Source organism: Amazonocrinis nigriterrae CENA67 (assembly GCF_016056305.1).
GTDB lineage: Bacteria > Cyanobacteriota > Cyanobacteriia > Cyanobacteriales > Nostocaceae > Amazonocrinis > Amazonocrinis nigriterrae.
This window is the reverse complement of record NZ_JAECZC010000036.1, coordinates 41,782-55,759: the sequence shown is the minus strand read 5'-3', so window position 1 is coordinate 55,759 and position 13,978 is coordinate 41,782. Positions and strand designations below refer to the sequence as shown.

Genomic DNA, 13,978 nt, shown 5'->3' with positions numbered 1-13,978 from the left:
GGGGAGTGGGGGAGCAGGGGAGCGGGGGTGATGGGGAGCAGGGCTGATAGGGAGAAATAACTAATAACAATTCCCAATGCCCAATTCCCCATGCCCAATTCCCAATTCCCCATTATATTGATTATGGTTGATAAGGATTATCCATATGGTGAGACAAGAGGCACTTAGAGTATGGTAGCTGACGTAATCACAAATTCAGTTCCCGTCACTGTTCTGACAGGCTATTTGGGAGCGGGTAAAACAACTCTACTCAATCACATCCTCACCTACGAACATGGCAAAAAAGTTGCTGTGATTGTTAATGAATTTGGGGAAGTGGGTATTGATAACCAATTGGTTATTGATGCAGATGAAGAAATATTTGAGATGAACAATGGCTGCATCTGCTGTACAGTGCGTGGTGATTTAATTCGGATCATCGGTAACTTGATGAAGCGGCGTGATAAGTTTGACCATTTAGTAATTGAAACTACTGGACTAGCCGATCCTGCACCAGTGATTCAGACATTCTTTGTTGATGAAGATTTGCAAGGACAACTATCTCTAGATGCAGTGATCACAGTGGTAGATGCCAAGCATATTTGGCAACATTGGGATGCAGACGAAGCACAAGAACAGATTGCTTTTGCTGATGTAATTTTACTTAATAAAACTGATTTAGTAGCGCCAGAAGAGTTAGATGAATTAGAAAAACGGATTCGGGCGATGAATGCTATGGCTAAAATCTACCGTACCCGCAACTCAGAATTAGAAATGAATGCCCTTTTGGGTGTGAAAGCTTTTGATTTAGACCGCGCATTGGAAATTGATCCAAATTTCTTAGGTGAAGATGCTCACGAACATGATGATAGTGTCTTTTCTGTGGCTTTAGTAGAAGCTGGTGCAGTCGATGGAGAAAAATTAAACGCTTGGCTTTCTGAGTTACTGCGTACCCAAGGCCCAGATATCTTTCGGATGAAAGGCATTTTAAATATTACTGGAGAAGATAATAGATTTGTGTTTCAAGGCGTGCATATGATATTTGATGGCAGACCCGATCGCCCCTGGAAACCCAGTGAAACCCGTAAAAACGAACTAGTCTTTATCGGTCGCAATCTTGACGAAGCCCAACTCAAACAAGATTTTCTCGCCTGTTTAGTATAGAAGGGAAGTAGGGAGTAGGGAGTGGGGAGTAGGGGAGATGAGGGGGATGAGGGGGATGAGGGGAGAAGTAGGAAGTAACTGCTTTTTCTCATGCCCCATGCCCAATTCCTAATTCCCAATTCCCAATTCCCAATTCCCAATTCCCAATTCCCCATCGCCCCTTATCCCCAGAGGGGGCCCCGAGTTCCCCATTCCCAATTCTCCATTCCCCATTCCCTCTACGATGAACACCACAACCAGCAAATCCAAGGAATTTGAAGAACACTATTCAGCGACGCTTTCAGATTATGTGACGGCGCTTGCATGGTCGCCACAAGGCAAAACTCTAGCAGCAACTACCGCAGCTGGTGAAGTTGTGCTGTGGAATGATGGTGAACTAACAACTTTACAAACTGGTAACGGTAAATCAGTTGACTGTTTGGCTTTTTCCTCGGATGGGAAATTTTTAGCCGTTGGTGGACAGGATGGACAGGTAAAAATCTGGCAGGATACAGAATTAATTGCTACTTTGGAAAATGCCCCAGCATGGGTAGATAAGCTGGCTTGGAGTCACACTGGTAATCAATTAGCTTTTAGTTTGGGACGTTACGTCCAAGTCTGGAATGCAGATACTCGTGAGATTGTCGTCACGCTGAATTTTGACAACTCGTCTGTATTGGGTATTGATTGGCGTAGGGATGGACAATACTTAGCTATTGGTGGTTACAAGGGAGTTAAGATTTGGCACAGTCAAAACTGGGATGAAGAACCATACGTTTTGAATATGTCAACTGTTAGTGTGGCTATGGCTTGGTCGCCAGACGGCAAATTCTTGGCTTCTGGTAACATGGATCGCAGCGTCACAGTTTTGGAATGGAATAACCCCGACCCTTGGGTAATGCGTGGCTTTCCCGGTAAAATTCGCCAATTGGCATGGTCAGAAGCTACCACGCAAGTGGGTGCGCCGCTACTGGCATCTTCCAGCGTTGAAGGTATTGTAGTTTGGGAAAAGTTAGAGGATGATTCTTTAGGTTGGGAAGCACGAGTTTTAACTAATCATGTGGATGTGATCACTGCGATCGCTTTTGCACCAAAAAGCTTCCTTCTCGCTTCTGCTGCTGCTGATGGCTGGTTGTGTATATGGAACGAAGCCAACCAAGTATCCCAAATTATCACAGGTGTTTCAGCAGGATTTTCCAGCCTAGCTTGGCATCCTCAAGGTAAGTTACTGGCCGCAGGCGGCGAAAAAGGCGAATTATTCATTTGGTCAAAAGCTTAGGGACTTCCAGAAATTAAATTATTCAATGAGCAAAAGCGAAGATTTTGATCAAATTCTTCCTCTTTCCCTGCTCCCCTGCTACCCCTAATCCCCAACGCCACATGCTCCACTTGGGGAGCCACCCCTGTGGGCGGGTCTCCCGACTTGAGGGGAGTGGCGTGAGACCCCAAGACCCTTCGGGTGACGCTCGCAAGCTCGCTACCGCTACGCTAACGGCAGTTACTCCACTTGGGGAGCCACTGCGTTGGGCGGCTTTGCCGACTTGAAGCACGTGGCGTGAGACCCCAAGACCGTACTGCCTCACCGCAGTGGCTCCTCACGAGCGGTCGTGGGGGCCCCGAGTTCCCCTGCTCCCCCTGCTTCCCCTAACGATTGGATATTTTTTTAGTTGGAAGTCCCTTAGCGGGGTCAAGGGTTCGGAAACAGTTTAGCAATATTACATAAACAAGTCGGTCTGCATCTGCCTGAAAGCAGCATCACAGATCACTTATCATTACTGAGTAAAAATATTCTGTTAGCAGTCAACAATTTCCCCAAAAATTCACCAATCTGTCGTCAAAACAATTCAATTTTCACACTTTGCGAAACCACCGCTACAATTGCTTTAGATTCACGACTTGATCTGCGAAATTGACCCGTATGAGTACGCCCCATCAATACATTCCACACCTTAACCCGATAATCTTGGTCAATTTGCGACCTTTAGCGTAATTACTTCAGCAAAGGTGGATTTGCACTACACCACTTACCGGAAGCACTACAGGACTGACAAAAAAATATTTCATACTAAATTGTTGATTGTTCACAGTCAACAGTCATCAGTCATCAGCCATCAATCATCAGTCATCAGCCATCAGTCATCAGTAGTTTTGAAACTCTAGCATTTCGCTAATTATCTAGTGATAATCATTATCATTTTATACATCTAGCAGGAATTAAGGATGTCAAAAAGGTTACTATTAAATTATTCCTTACGAGCTAGCCTTGTTGCTTTGACCATTGGATTTGTTGGGTGTGGAAATCAAGCAGCAAGCACCTCTTTTAATCAGTCCGCTAGCATCAACGAAAATTTGCCCAAAGTTGTAGCAACTACAAGTGTACTGTGTGACTTAATCAAACAGGTTGCCGAGAATACAATCAACCTTACCTGCTTAATTTCTCCAGGTCAAGACCCCCATGTCTATCAACCAAAACCAGAAGACCGCAAAGCCATTGAGCAAGCAAAGTTGATTTTCTACAATGGCTACAATTTGGAACCAGGATTGATCAAAATAATTAAAATAACTCAAAACTCTGCAACCAAAATAGCTATTGGTCAACTTGCAGTTCCCAAGCCACAGCAATTTCGGGAAAATGGCCGCAGAGTCACAGACCCTCATATTTGGCACAATGCCAAGAATACTATCAGTATGGTGGAGGTAATTAGCAGCAACCTCAAGAAATTAGAACCCAGCAATGCAGCAACTTATAGTGACAATGCCAGCCAAATCAAAAATCAACTAATCCAAATGGATAGTTGGATAAAGTCAAGAATTGCCAGCATTCCCAGCGGGAAACGCAAATTAGTGACAACCCATGATGCACTTGGTTATTACGCCAAAGCATACGGTCTTTCCTTGGGAGGGGCATTGGCAGGTATTAGCACTGAGGAAAAACCGACAAATACACAAGTTCAAAATTTAGTTAAAGACGTTCAGCAGGCTAAAGCCACGACAATTTTTGTAGAGACAACAATGAATCCTGAGTTAATTCAGTCCATAGCCCAAGAAGCCCAAGTGAAAGTTTCAGAAAGAGAACTTTATACCGATGGACTTGGGGAATCAGGAAGTGATGGGGATACATATCAGAAAATGATGGTTGCTAATACACGCACAATTGTAGAAGGGTTGGGAGGGACTTATTTAAAATTTGAAGCAAAATCTCAATAAGGAAACTTCCAGAAATTAAGTTATCTGGCTTGAAGTTGTTGAATGATGACTGATAGCTTTTGTCGGGGCGTCGCAACCGCGCCCCTACGCCTATCAATTATAAAATTTGTATTACCTGATATCTTGTATCATTCTCAATTAACTCTCAAGTTTCTGCGCTGCCCACCATGCTACTGCTTTTGTTTGCATCTCCTTGATAAAGCCATCTTTGCCATCCATATAACCATAGATATCGTCTGGATACTGTTTGGCTAACTGACGCTTCAATTCACTGTATTTGTGTGCATCTTCAGGATATGCAATCATGTAATCTCGAAAGGCTAAATGCCTTGTTATTTCCGTCGATGAGCTAAGGGCGAACGTGTGAATATGATGTGTTCTAGTGCCTGTTGTATCATGCTTACGGAAGTAACGACGACCTGGGATGCCAAATTCGCCCATGCCTTCATAACCTAATGCAGCGATCGCATCAGTTTGCTGATCTACTTTAGCAATGTCTTTGACCTCAACCAACATATCAATGATGGGCTTGGCATGGATATTAGGAATTGCTGTACTGCCAATATGGTGAATAACAACTAAATTTTCACCAAATGCAAAAGCAACTTGCTTTGATTCATTCTCAAATTTGCCACGCCACGCCGGGTCGTGTGGTACAATTTCTACTTTCATTGCCATGATGACTAATCCTGTAGTCTGGGCAATGAAAATTATACATTTCGCCACTGTTTGACCGCTTTTTGCAATTTTTCAGACAACCATTGATCAAATTGTGGATACACTGGCGATCGCGGCACTAACTCCCACCCACCAGAGTGTAAAATTTCTCTTAATGCTTGCTCCTGAACATGGGGATAGTCAGGATTGACTTCATCTTTTGGCCCAATTCCGCCTAAATCTCTAGCGCCAGCTTCGATACAAGCAAGTAACCAACGGTCATCTTTAACTAAATTCGGCGGAATTTGAATTGTAATATCTGGCGGTAAAATTTGTCGTGCTTTGGCAATGACTTCTGGTAACTGATGGGGGTCAAAAGGTGGTGCATCAAAACTTTGCTGATGTCCTGGGCTGTGGGGTTGCAGGATGACTTCTTGTATGTGATGGTAACGTTGATGCAGTTGGGATATGGCTGCTAATGTTTCCCACCAATCATCAGGGGTTTCCCCAATTCCCAACAGTAACCCCGTTGTAAAGGGAATCTGTAACTCTCCCGCCCATTGTAATTGTTGCAGTCTAACTTGTGGTAGTTTACTCGGCGCGTGCCGATGTACAGTATTTAACAATGCTGGTGTTAACTGCTCTAGCATCAAACCCATTGAAACATTAACATTTTTCAGCTTTTGCATCTCTTCCCAACTCAGCGGCCCCACATTTGTATGTGGTAAAAATCCCATTGCTAGTGCTAATTCACACAAATCATAAATCCGCTGCAACCATGCTTCACGCTTTGGCGATCGCGGATGCACTTCACCACTGAGTATTAGAATTTCACAAACATTTTCGCCTTGAAGTTGTTTTAAAACGCTTTCTGCTGCTAATAGTGTCATCCAGGGACTTTGACCTGGTTCGGTGCGGAAGTTGCAGTAGGTACAGCGATTAAAACACTCGTAAGTGGGAACGATTGTATAAGCAGGGCTATAAGTGACAATGCAAGAATTATTAGTTGGCATAAGACTAAAAGGAATGGGGAATAGAAAATGGGAATTTCCCTGTTCCCTCTTAGATACCACAACATCAAACATCCTCTAACACTTGCAAAATCAATGTTTGGGAGCTTTGCACAGGATTGTTAAGATTTTTTTCTCAAAATACTTTACAAAACGCAATAATTGCTTTACATTAGTTTACAGGTAGAAACACCTACCTAATCCATAAACAATAAACCGCACTTATAAAACCATGACAGCAACCTTACAGCAGCGCTCTAGCGCCAACGTATGGGAGCAGTTCTGCAACTGGATCACCAGCACCAACAACCGCCTATACATCGGTTGGTTCGGCGTACTAATGATCCCCACCCTGCTAGCTGCAACCACCTGCTTCATCATCGCCTTCATCGCCGCACCTCCAGTAGACATCGACGGTATCCGCGAACCAGTAGCAGGTTCCCTACTGTATGGAAACAACATCATCTCCGGAGCAGTAGTACCTTCCTCCAACGCAATTGGCTTACACTTCTACCCAATTTGGGAAGCAGCCTCTCTTGATGAGTGGCTGTACAACGGTGGCCCTTACCAACTAGTAATCTTCCACTTCCTGACCGGCGTATTCTGCTACCTAGGTCGTGAATGGGAACTATCTTACCGCTTAGGAATGCGTCCTTGGATTTGCCTAGCATTCTCTGCTCCCGTAGCAGCAGCAACCGCAGTCTTCTTGATTTACCCAATCGGACAAGGTTCCTTCTCTGATGGTATGCCCTTGGGTATTTCCGGAACCTTCAACTTCATGATCGTCTTCCAAGCAGAACACAACATCCTGATGCACCCCTTCCACATGTTAGGAGTGGCTGGTGTATTCGGTGGAAGCTTGTTCAGTGCAATGCACGGTTCTCTAGTAACTTCTTCCTTAGTTCGTGAAACCACCGAAAACGAATCACAAAACTACGGATACAAATTCGGTCAAGAAGAAGAAACCTACAACATCGTAGCTGCTCACGGTTACTTCGGTCGTCTAATCTTCCAATACGCTTCCTTCAACAACAGCCGTAGCTTGCACTTCTTCCTAGCAGCTTGGCCTGTAATCGGAATCTGGTTCACCGCGTTGGGTGTCAGCACAATGGCGTTCAACTTGAACGGTTTCAACTTCAACCAGTCTGTGATTGATTCCCAAGGTCGTGTGATTAACACCTGGGCTGATATCATCAACCGCGCTAACTTGGGTATGGAAGTAATGCACGAGCGCAATGCTCACAACTTCCCCTTAGACTTGGCTGCTGGTGATGTTGCTCCTGTTGCTATCAGCGCTCCTGCTATCAACGGTTAATTCTAGCCACGTCTAATCAATTAAAAAGCGCTCTCCCAATTGGGGGGGCGCTTTTTGGTGTCGGGCTTTAATTATGGTAGGGTGCGTTGCGCTACGCGACAACACACCCTACTTAGTGATAGTTTCTTAATTACGAATTAAGAATTACGAATTACGAATTAGTATTGCCCTGCAAGCCACCAGTGTGTACCAACAGCAAGCGATCGCCTTTTTGAAAAAATCCCCGCTGTAGCAAATCCATCACACCGTAAAACATTTTAGCGGTATATACGTAATCGAGAGGTATGTCATATTCCTGCCTAAACTGCTGGCTAAACAGTAACAGTTCATCATTTACCTTTGCATAGCCGCCCATATGATAATCACACATCAATTCCCAGGATGGTGGAGAATTTGATGGTTTCGGCAAACCAGAGACCAGATAATTCTTCACCAAGCTGTTGATTTCCTCAGTGAGAAATGCCCCATCTTTGAGGACAGGAAAACCTAGCACTCGCTGCCTTTGATGCAGTGAAAGCGCGATCCCAGCTAGGGTTGTACCTGTACCACAAGCTACGCAGATATAATCAAATCCTGTCGCTTCGCTAGCTATCTCCATACAGCCGCGCACACCATTCAAATTACTACCGCCTTCGGGAATAATAAATACTTCACCGAAACGTTGCTTTAATTCTTCGTGTAACGCTGTTGTGTTTCGTTGTCGGTATTCATTGCGGTCAAGATACACAAGTTGCATACCTTGCTGTATAGCAAAATGCAATGTAGGATTCAACGGTAGCCTTTCCTCACCACGAATCACACCGATAGTACGAAATCCAAAAAGATTACCAGCTGCTGCCGTTGCATAGATGTGGTTAGAATAGGCGCCACCAAAAGTCAGCAGCGTTGTAAAATTCTTCTGCTTAGCCTCCAACAGATTATACTTCAGCTTGAACCACTTATTGCCATTAACCCACGGGTGTATGAGATCGAGACGCAGCACATACAACTCAACGCCAACGCTGTGGGCGATTTTACTGTGGATTTGTTGCCTAGCAGGAGGAGCAAAAGTTAACGACATGAACAAACAATAATATTTTCAGCTTTGAGCGATCGCTATCAAAATACTCTATTTTTCTTTGATTTCAATTTGTAAAGATTTGTTTTTTCAGCCTTTACTCTTTCACTGCCTGACCGTAGTCCTTTGGGGCATTGGGAATTGGGCATTGGTAACTCTTACCCATGCCTCATGACGCCACTTGAGGGGAGTGGCGTGAGACCCTAAGACCCTACTGCCTCACAGTGGCTCCCCCATGCCCAAAAGTATATTAATTTTCTTTGTATAAATATTTCTTTGGATGTATATTATTAATAAATAGTCTCAAATACGTAAATCTACTTACATATAATTTTTATTAATTGTGGAGCAACTTCTGGAAGCAGTAGAAAAAATTCTGCAAGATAGGCCTTTCGGATACATTCAGCGGTTTGTGCTTCACCAATCTTGGTTAGGCAAAACTTATGGGGAGATGGCGAATGGTTCGGGATACCGTAGTGAATATATCAAGGAAGTTGGCTCTCAGTTGTGGCACGACTTGTCCGAAGTACTAGGACAGAGAGTCACGAAAAAGAACCTGCATTTAGTTTTGGGGAAATATCACCAAGACAGTACAGAGCTAAATTTACATCAGCCTCAAGAGGAATTTATAACAGAATATAGACCAGAAAAAGTTTTTTTAGACTCATTCTTAACTAACAAAATGGACTTTCCCAACGGCCCTGTGCCCCTGGATTCTCCTTTTTATATCAATCGTCCTCCCCTGGAACAACTGATTTTTAATGAAATTATGCAACCTGGTTGCTTGCTGCGAATCAAAGCACCCAGGAAAATGGGGAAAAGTTCACTGCTCAACCGGATGATTGCTCACGCTAGAAAGCAGGGTTGTCAAATTGTCTATTTAGACTTTCAAGAAGCTGATGAAGACATTTTTGCTTCGCTAGATAAATTTCTGCGTTGGTTCTGCGTTAATGTCGCCAGGCAGTTGAACCTTGTACCCAGTCTGGATGATTTTTGGGATGCGGAGATGGGCAGCAAGGTGAGCTGCAAAATCTACTTTGAGGGTTATTTACTGCAATACGTTGAAAATAGCCCCATAGTCTTGGCTTTGAATGAAGTCAATCGGATTTTTGAACATCCCAACATTGCTCAAGACTTCTTGCCCATGCTACGATTTTGGCACGAACAAGCAAAGCAGGATCAGACTTGGCAAAAACTGCGAATTGTGGTTGTTCACACAACAGAAATTTATATTCCCCTCCAGCTCAACCAATCTCCATTCAACGTGGGGGTGACAGTTTCACTACCTGCGTTTACCTTAGAACAAGTACAGAGTTTGGCGCAGCGCTACGGACTAGACTGGGCAGCAAACATAGAAGGAGCAAAACGTCTAGCATCCTTGCAAGCAATGATTGGAGGGCATCCTTATCTGGTGAACCTGGCACTTTATCATCTGCGCCAAGGAAAAATGACGCTGGAGGAGTTATTACAAACAGCATCTACACCAACAGGAATTTACAGTCAGCATTTGCGAGAACTATTGACGCTACTGCAAAAAGAACCACAACTTATGTCAGCTATGCAGCAGGTGGTGTCGGTTAATGAAACAGTAGAACTAGATGCGATCGCTGGCTATAAGCTTGAAAGTATGGGTTTAGTGCAACTCGATGGCAATCAAGCCCGCATCAGCTGCGAGTTATATCGCTTTTATTTTCATCAACAATTGGTAAAGCAAAATACTGCTAACGCTTTTGGTACTTCGATTGCAAAGAAACCACAAAAGTATTCCCTTGTCAATACAACTGATATACTGCCTCAGTTCATCAATTTACAATACTTCAAACAATATCTCGAAATGGAGTGGCCGCAGTGGCAAACATCGGCTGTACCCCTATCTCTAATTGTGTGTGAAATTGACTACTTTCACTTGTACAGTGACAATCATGGGTATTTAGTTGCAAATAATAACTTGCAGCGCATTGCCAGTACTATCCGCAACTGCCTGAAACATCAGGCTACTCTCATAGCACACTATGAACAGACCAAGTTTGCTGCAATCTTGCCACAAGCAAACGCTGATATTGCTATTGGAGTTGCAGAAAACATTCGTGAGATGGTAAAAGCATTAGCGATCGCTCACGCTAATTCTCAACTTGATCCACTTCCTACTCCCATTTTCAGTGTTAGTTTAGGAATTGCAAGTGTAAAACCTAGCTATGAAAATTCACCGAGTATGTTGATTGCTGCTGCTGAAGAAGCACTTGTGCAATCAAAGAGAAAAGAGTAGATTCGTCAGTCGCTTTCTATGAGCGACTGGCATCCAGTGCTAACAGCGGCACGACTGATCTTGCAAACAAAAGAAATCAAAGTTTTGATGAATCCTTAAAAATTTCTAGGTAGAAAGCCATTTTTTAGAAATAATTAAGTAGGTGGACATAATTAAATGGAAAACACCAGCTATAGAAATCCACTGGATTTGCCCTGTTTTACCTCCTAGTTTCTACGTTCTACTTACCAAAAAAATTCTAAATAAATGAACAATTATCGTTACCAAGTTGGTGGCACACTAACTACTGATGCTCCTAGTTATATTGAACGTCAGGCAGATGTGGAACTCTACAAAGCTTTGAAGCAGGGAGAGTTTTGCTATGTCCTGAGTTGTAGACAAATGGGCAAATCTTCACTATTAGTAAAAACCAAGCATCGCTTACAACAAGAGGGTTTTAAATGTACCACTATCGATATGACTAATATCGGTTCTGAAAATATAACTCCAGAGCAGTGGTACAAAGGAGTTGTGGGTGATTTATGGTTGGGTTTGAAGCTGTTAGGAAAGTTGAATTTAAAAGCCTGGTGGCAAGAACACAATGATATCTCTTTACTGCAAAAACTCAGTCGGTTTATTTCGGAAATCCTGTTAAATCAATATCCTCACGAAAGACTGTTTATTTTTATTGATGAAATTGATAGTATTAAGAATCTTGGTTTTTCTGTCGATGACTTTTTTAGCTTGATTCGCTTTTGCTACAATCAACGAGCGATCGCTCCTGAATATGAGCGGATTACGTTTGCTGTTTTTGGGGTCGCTACACCAAGAGATTTAATTCAACATCAAAATCATACTACTCCCTTTAATATCGGTAAAGCCATACAAATAGATGGCTTCAGCTTTGAAGAAGCCCAACCCCTAGCTCAGGGATTGGACATTAACGGTATCAATTCCCAAAGAGTTCTCAAAGAAATCTTAGCTTGGACAGGAGGGCAACCTTTTCTTACCCAAAAACTATGTCGGCTGTTTGTCAGTTTATCTCAGGATGATATGGGTAAAAAGCTCAAAGTTCTTCCGGGAACAGAAACATTTTGGGTAGAAAGCGTCGTGCGATCGCATATTATTGATCGATGGGAATCGCAAGATGAACCAGAGCATTTGCGGACAATTCGCGATCGCATCCTCAGAAATGAACATTCTGCCGGGAGATTGCTAGGAATTTATCAGCACATCCTACAAGGCATTGAAGTACCAATTGATGACAGTCAAGAACAAGTAGAACTGTTGCTGTCTGGTTTGGTATCTAAAAAGCAAGGTTTTCTCAGAGTTAAAAATACCATTTACCAAGAAGTTTTTAACATTGAATGGGTGGAAAAACAATTAGCTTACTTGCGTCCCTATTCCGAAGCCCTCAATGCCTGGATAGCCTCAAAGCAAGAAGACAAATCCCGCCTATTGCGTGGACAAGCCTTGATTGATGCCCAAACCTGGACACAAGGCAAAAGCTTGAGTAACTTAGATTATCGATTTTTAGCTGCTAGTGAAGAATTAGATCGTAAAGAAGTACAACAGGCATTGGAGGCAGAACGTGCCAAAGAAGTTGAAGCACGATTAAGTGAACAACAAAAAAGACAGGCTCAACAGCGAAAGTCTACCAAAGTTGTGACATTTTTGTTGCTGGGTATGACTATTAAGTTTATGATTTCTGTCATCTGGGGAGTATCACTTTTAAGGAAAATTGAAGTTTTGGAATCACAGCTTAATCAACAACAGACAAGCTTTCAGGAAAAAATTGGGAATAGAATAAGATGACTGATGACTGGGGATCAGGTAAATCACAACTGACAAATGACAACTAACAACTAACAACTAACAACTGACATCCCTACCATTGTGAAAAAGGATGTTTCACTAAATTGCTGTTGAAATATTTGGGGTCTTCAGAAACTTCTTTGTCTATCCAGTCTGGCAGTGCAATCTGTTGTTTTTCATCAGTGAGTTCGACTTCTGCCAATATTAGCCCTTTATTGACACCATCAAACTCGTCTATTTCCCAAATCAAATTATCCCACTTTACTTTGTACCTGATTTTTTCTATTAAAGGGCGATCGCACAATGTATCTAGCATTTCTTGAGCGTCTTCAATAGGAATAGTGTACTCAAACTCGGCTCTAGAATATTTGACACTGGGGCCTTTAATCGTTAAATAACCTTGGTTGCCTACTATGCGGACACGTACAGTAGCTTCTTTTTGTGTAGCAATGTATCCTTGACGATACAGAGTACCTTCGGTTAGTTTTCTCCAACTATCCCCTTTGACTAAAAATTTACGCTCTATTTCTTTTGCCATTTGAGGTTCGGTTGTTGCTCTGGTTGGTGGAGAATAATTAACTGGATTCTAGCCTCAAAAAGCGTACCATTTTATTAGCCATGTTATCAATATTACGAAATGTAGCTGACGCCAAACCTCGCTAGTTAGATAAAAGGTTTGCGTCAGTATGAAAGTGGGGAAAGTAATTTTTAGCGGTAATTTAGATAATTTGTATAGGCAGTTACAGTATTTTTATTTCATCTTACTATTCCAGCTTTTGAGCAATAAATAGGAGGCAGGAGATAAAGTAGTTACACATTTTAAGCCTTGCGTCGATTGCAAACTGAACTGTATTGGCTTTTGGAATTGCGATCGCTCTTTTTTGCACAGCAATCATCTAGCTGATTGCATTACAGTCATTACCCTGAGATTATGCAATGCTCCCACTTTTCCCACTTTTCCCACTTTTCTTACTTTTTGACCAGAAAAATTTATTGATTTAATCAACTTTTCCCACTTTCGACTAAACTAATTAAAGAAATCAACGGTTGCATTTGCATAACTTAAGTAAGTTTTGTTAAAAGCGTACTTTACCAGCTCTCTTTTCTCACTCACCTTCCCTAATTGATCTTGCCTCTGTCGCGGTCATACCTACCTGGAAGGCAATCCTTGTTCAATTTAAGAATTTGATGGTGACGCTGCTTACTAATCGCCAGACTAAGTAAACAGGGTTTTATCTGTCTAAATGATTACGTACCACTGCCACAGCAGTTTTTGCGAAAATTACTAACTATTTGCAATGAAAGCAAGTTTTTTACCAAGACTTTTCACACTCTGTTTAACCATAGAGTTGTTACTCAGCTTGAGCTTAGCTACTCCAGCTAAACCAGAATTCACAACCAGAAGTGCTACTTTCTCAAAACGGCTTGTTTTTCAAGATAGTTTTAACCCACCAGACACAGACCAACCAAAAGATAGCTCTGGTGCAGGTTCTCGCAGTCGAGTTAAACTTTATCAATAAGAAAAACTGATGAGTGATGACTGTCAGCAG

General features: G+C 42.5%; 11 protein-coding genes. 7 read left to right on the top strand and 4 right to left on the bottom strand.

The window, feature by feature from the left end; genetic code table 11:
- The first annotated feature begins 171 nt into the window (after nucleotides 1-171).
- From I8748_RS18535 to I8748_RS18525, 3 genes are all read left to right on the top strand, one after another.
- Nucleotides 172-1,143, top strand: a complete 972-nt coding sequence (locus tag I8748_RS18535) for a CobW family GTP-binding protein (protein ID WP_198126042.1) — start codon at nucleotides 172-174, stop codon at nucleotides 1,141-1,143.
- A 223-nt stretch (nucleotides 1,144-1,366) separates the two neighbouring features.
- Nucleotides 1,367-2,401, top strand: coding sequence for a WD40 repeat domain-containing protein (locus tag I8748_RS18530; RefSeq protein ID WP_198126041.1), 1,035 nt, complete (start codon nucleotides 1,367-1,369; stop codon nucleotides 2,399-2,401).
- 941 nt (nucleotides 2,402-3,342) lie between these two features.
- Nucleotides 3,343-4,329 (top strand): metal ABC transporter solute-binding protein, Zn/Mn family, encoded by a 987-nt coding sequence (locus I8748_RS18525; RefSeq protein WP_198126040.1) that lies wholly within the window; start codon nucleotides 3,343-3,345, stop codon nucleotides 4,327-4,329.
- 138 nt (nucleotides 4,330-4,467) lie between these two features.
- Here I8748_RS18525 and I8748_RS18520 read toward each other — a convergent pair whose 3' ends face one another.
- Together I8748_RS18520 and cofG are read right to left on the bottom strand one after the other, a co-directional pair.
- Nucleotides 4,468-5,055 (bottom strand): GrpB family protein, encoded by a 588-nt coding sequence (locus tag I8748_RS18520; protein WP_318781241.1) that lies wholly within the window; start codon nucleotides 5,053-5,055, stop codon nucleotides 4,468-4,470.
- On the bottom strand, nucleotides 5,040-5,999 hold the full coding sequence (gene cofG, locus I8748_RS18515) for a 7,8-didemethyl-8-hydroxy-5-deazariboflavin synthase subunit CofG (protein WP_198126039.1): 960 nt from the start codon (nucleotides 5,997-5,999) through the stop codon (nucleotides 5,040-5,042). Before cofG ends, I8748_RS18520 begins: the two co-directional genes overlap by 16 nt.
- Nucleotides 6,000-6,228: 229 nt before the next feature.
- Between cofG and psbA the strand changes: the two genes are divergently transcribed.
- Nucleotides 6,229-7,311, top strand: a complete 1,083-nt coding sequence (psbA, locus tag I8748_RS18510) for a photosystem II q(b) protein (RefSeq protein WP_198123038.1) — start codon at nucleotides 6,229-6,231, stop codon at nucleotides 7,309-7,311.
- A gap of 151 nt (nucleotides 7,312-7,462) precedes the next feature.
- On the opposite strand, the gene I8748_RS18505 is transcribed toward psbA, so the two are convergent.
- On the bottom strand, nucleotides 7,463-8,371 hold the full coding sequence (locus tag I8748_RS18505) for a 1-aminocyclopropane-1-carboxylate deaminase/D-cysteine desulfhydrase (RefSeq protein ID WP_198126038.1): 909 nt from the start codon (nucleotides 8,369-8,371) through the stop codon (nucleotides 7,463-7,465).
- Nucleotides 8,372-8,711: 340 nt separating this feature from the next.
- Here I8748_RS18505 and I8748_RS18500 point away from each other — a divergent pair, with 340 nt between their 5' ends.
- Both I8748_RS18500 and I8748_RS18495 read left to right on the top strand, forming a co-directional pair.
- Nucleotides 8,712-10,634: an AAA-like domain-containing protein gene (locus I8748_RS18500; RefSeq protein ID WP_318781240.1), complete on the top strand. Its 1,923-nt coding sequence runs from the start codon at nucleotides 8,712-8,714 to the stop codon at nucleotides 10,632-10,634.
- 246 nt (nucleotides 10,635-10,880) lie between these two features.
- Complete coding sequence (locus I8748_RS18495) at nucleotides 10,881-12,428, top strand: AAA-like domain-containing protein (protein WP_198126037.1); 1,548 nt, start codon at nucleotides 10,881-10,883, stop codon at nucleotides 12,426-12,428.
- 73 nt (nucleotides 12,429-12,501) lie between these two features.
- On the opposite strand, the gene I8748_RS18490 is transcribed toward I8748_RS18495, so the two are convergent.
- On the bottom strand, nucleotides 12,502-12,966 hold the full coding sequence (locus I8748_RS18490) for a CYTH domain-containing protein (RefSeq protein WP_198126036.1): 465 nt from the start codon (nucleotides 12,964-12,966) through the stop codon (nucleotides 12,502-12,504).
- 760 nt (nucleotides 12,967-13,726) lie between these two features.
- Here I8748_RS18490 and I8748_RS18485 point away from each other — a divergent pair.
- Nucleotides 13,727-13,948 (top strand): hypothetical protein, encoded by a 222-nt coding sequence (locus tag I8748_RS18485; RefSeq protein ID WP_198126035.1) that lies wholly within the window; start codon nucleotides 13,727-13,729, stop codon nucleotides 13,946-13,948.
- The last annotated feature ends 30 nt before the right edge of the window (nucleotides 13,949-13,978 follow it).

Bases quoted from the DNA above. Each gene is read 5' to 3' on its own strand.
- I8748_RS18535 (WP_198126042.1), top strand. From the start codon at position 172: ATGGTAGCTGACGTAATCACAAATTCAGTTCCCGTCACTGTTCTGACA.
- I8748_RS18530 (WP_198126041.1), top strand. From the start codon at position 1,367: ATGAACACCACAACCAGCAAATCCAAGGAATTTGAAGAACACTATTCA.
- I8748_RS18525 (WP_198126040.1), top strand. From the start codon at position 3,343: ATGTCAAAAAGGTTACTATTAAATTATTCCTTACGAGCTAGCCTTGTT.
- cofG (WP_198126039.1), bottom strand. From the start codon at position 5,999: ATGCCAACTAATAATTCTTGCATTGTCACTTATAGCCCTGCTTATACA.
- psbA (WP_198123038.1), top strand. From the start codon at position 6,229: ATGACAGCAACCTTACAGCAGCGCTCTAGCGCCAACGTATGGGAGCAG.
- I8748_RS18505 (WP_198126038.1), bottom strand. From the start codon at position 8,371: ATGTCGTTAACTTTTGCTCCTCCTGCTAGGCAACAAATCCACAGTAAA.
- I8748_RS18495 (WP_198126037.1), top strand. From the start codon at position 10,881: ATGAACAATTATCGTTACCAAGTTGGTGGCACACTAACTACTGATGCT.
- I8748_RS18490 (WP_198126036.1), bottom strand. From the start codon at position 12,966: ATGGCAAAAGAAATAGAGCGTAAATTTTTAGTCAAAGGGGATAGTTGG.
- I8748_RS18485 (WP_198126035.1), top strand. From the start codon at position 13,727: ATGAAAGCAAGTTTTTTACCAAGACTTTTCACACTCTGTTTAACCATA.